Source organism: Pelagibius sp. (genome assembly GCF_028289705.1).
Classification (GTDB): Bacteria; Pseudomonadota; Alphaproteobacteria; order Kiloniellales; family Kiloniellaceae; genus Pelagibius.
Map to the genome: position 1 here is coordinate 1 of NZ_JANQOI010000019.1, position 2,683 is coordinate 2,683.

3 protein-coding genes are annotated in these 2,683 nt (G+C 67.7%); 2 read left to right on the forward strand and 1 reads right to left on the reverse strand.

Annotated features, from left to right (window positions below):
- Positions 1 to 1,202 (forward strand): LysM peptidoglycan-binding domain-containing M23 family metallopeptidase (locus Q0996_RS02440; protein WP_299615623.1); only part of this gene is annotated, 1,202 nt, incomplete at its 5' end.
- Between the two features lie 30 nt (positions 1,203 to 1,232).
- Here the strand turns inward: Q0996_RS02440 and Q0996_RS02445 are convergent.
- Positions 1,233 to 1,970, reverse strand: coding sequence for a sulfotransferase (locus Q0996_RS02445; protein ID WP_299615625.1), 738 nt, complete (start codon positions 1,968 to 1,970; stop codon positions 1,233 to 1,235).
- A 207-nt stretch (positions 1,971 to 2,177) separates the two neighbouring features.
- Here Q0996_RS02445 and Q0996_RS02450 point away from each other — a divergent pair, with 207 nt between their 5' ends.
- Positions 2,178 to 2,504 (forward strand): antibiotic biosynthesis monooxygenase, encoded by a 327-nt coding sequence (locus Q0996_RS02450; RefSeq protein ID WP_299615627.1) that lies wholly within the window; start codon positions 2,178 to 2,180, stop codon positions 2,502 to 2,504.
- Positions 2,505 to 2,683 lie beyond the last annotated feature (179 nt).

A 2,683-nucleotide genomic window follows, 5' to 3' on the forward strand; every position in this document is an offset into this window, starting at 1 on the left:
TCTCGGGCTGCATTGCGGCCCCGGTCTACCGCGATGCCAGCTTCGTGACGCCGAAGGACCCGCCGCGGCTGCCACAGCGCAAACCGCCGCCGCCGGCGAACTTCGCCGCCTGGACCGCGCCGATCGAGACTGCCGCGGCGCCCTCGGCCGAGGCGAGCGTCACGGTGGAGCCGCTGGCGCCCCTGAACGCCGCCGCTGCGCCCCCGGCCCCGCACCAGCCAGCTACGGTGCAGGCGGCCACGCTTTCCGCTCCGCCCTCGGCACCGGCGGCGCCGAGCCGCTATCGGGTGGCTAAGGGGGACAGCCTCTATGGGATCGCCCGGCGCTTCGGCCTGCCGGTCCGCGCGGTCATCGATGCCAATGCGCTGGAGCCGCCCTATCGGCTCAACCTCGGTCAGGAACTCACCATTCCCCAGGCGCAAGTCCACGAGGTCGCGAAGGGGGATACCATCTTCAACATCGCGCGGCGCTACGACGTCGACCGCAGCGAGTTGGTTCGCCTCAACGGCATCGAGGCGCCCTATACAATCCCGCTCGGCCAGAAACTGATTCTGCCGCAGCCGGCCAGCCGCGCCGAGGCGACGGCCATCGCCAGCGCGCCACAGGTCCGGGCGGCGGGGCAGGGCGGGCAAGCGCCGGCCACAGCGCAGGCGGCGCCGGCGCCCGCCCAGAGCCAGGTGGCCGCCGCGCCGAAGCCGCCCCTTGCCAAGCCCCCCATTGCCAAATCAAAGCCTCCGCCGGTCGCCAAGGCCGCGGTCACGACGCCCGGTGTCTTGCGCAAGCCGCCGGCCCGGGCGCAGTCCACGTTCCTCTGGCCGGTGCGCGGCCCCGTCCTCTCCTCCTTCGGCAGAAAGACGAGCGGCGTTCACAACGACGGGATCAACATCGTCGCCCCGCGCGGCACACCGGTGCGCGCTGCGGAGAACGGCGTCGTCGCCTACGCCGGGGAAGAGCTAAAGGGCTTTGGCAGGCTGCTGCTGATCAAGCACGCCGATGGCTGGATCACCGCCTATGCCCACAACGAGAAACTGCTGGTGGCGCGCGGCGATGTGGTCAAACGCGGCCAGACTATCGCCCGGGTCGGTTCCAGCGGCTCGGTGGACCGCCCGCAACTACACTTCGAGGTGCGCCGCGGCACCCGGGCGGTCAACCCGGAAACCATGATGGGTCCGCGCCCGAACACGGCGGCCAAAGCCAACTGACACGGCGCTGGGACCAGCGCTACGCCGGGATCAAGAGATCGGCAGGTCGTAGCCGAAGCGTTTTGAGGTAGCCCGCACGATCGGAACGGCAAGCCCCAGGTCTTCGTCTGAGAGGTTCTCGCGCCAGCGCCCCACTCTCACCGTATGGTCGGGCCGGGAGTGCGACCGCGAGGTCTTCGCTTCATCGAAGTTGGCGTTGTTGGTGTTCTGCACCCGCTTCGCCCAGGTGGCGAGCGCCTGCGCGTCCCGGCCCAGGCCCAGTCCGTCGCATAGGCCTTCGGCAAAGGCGCGCGGGTCGGCAATCATGTCCTCGAAGCGCAGCACGGTGGCGATCGGCGCCACATGGGAAAAGCCGAAAGCGTTGATGAAGGTCCAGTGGTGGGCGCAGCGCTCGATCAACGGGCGCTCCAGCCAGACCTGCCAGTCCGGCGGGCGCGGATGATGCGTCCAATCCTGTGCGATGCCGATGCGAAGGGAACTGATGGCGTCCAGCGGGTGCCGGACAATCCAGAGAAAGCGCATCTCCGGGGCTTGTTCCCGCAGGATTTCGAGAGGGAAAGAAAGGCCGTGGTCCGGCTCGAAGCCCACGCTTTCATGGGGAACCTTGAAGGCCAGCGGGGAGGAGAAATCGGCGTCCATAACCTCCGCGAAGGGCGGTTCGCTGCGATAGCGGTAGCCCGGCAGGTGCTCGAACAGCTCCCCTAGGATCGAGGTGCCGCTCCGGCCGCATCCGAGAACCATGACGGGAGGGGAGCGCTTAACGGTCATTCAAGTGATCTCAGGAGGCCACGGTCGGGCGGAAACAGGACTGGGTCGCGACAGTGTATCAGCCACTGAATGGCGCGCGAAGGGGGCGTTCCGCGAGGCTCAGGCCGGGCCGCCACAGTTCGACGCGGACCTTAAAGTCGTGTCTGGCGCCGCGCCCATTCAATTGCGATGGTGCTTGAAAGTCTGGTCGCGGACAGGAGAGACGCCGTGCATGTCGTTATCTTTGAGGTGCGGCCCAAGACGGGCCGGCGGGAGGACTATCTGGAAATCGCCGCGTCGCTGCGCAGTGAGCTGGAGCAGATCGACGGCTTCCTCTCCGTGGAGCGCTTCGCCAGCCTGACCGACGACGGCAAGATCCTCTCCCTCTCGTTCTGGCGCGACGAGGAGGCCCTGATCCGCTGGCGCAACCACGCCGAACACCAGGCCGCCCAGGGCCGGGGGCGGCACGAGATCTTCGCGGACTACCGCCTGCGCATCGCCGCAGTGGTCCGCGACTACGGCCTGCATGACCGCGCGGAGGCACCGCAGCCTTAGGACCTTGCCTAAGGCAAAGGCACTCTCCGTCAAAGGGTCGCCTCCCTCCGTCCACCCAAACCGTCATTGCCGGGCTTGTTCCACTGCTGTCCGGTTTAGGCATAAGCGAGTTCCAGGGGCAATTGGGGATCGCTTGGAGGATGGTGGTTTTGGGGTTTGAGCAGTCGGTCGATGCGTTT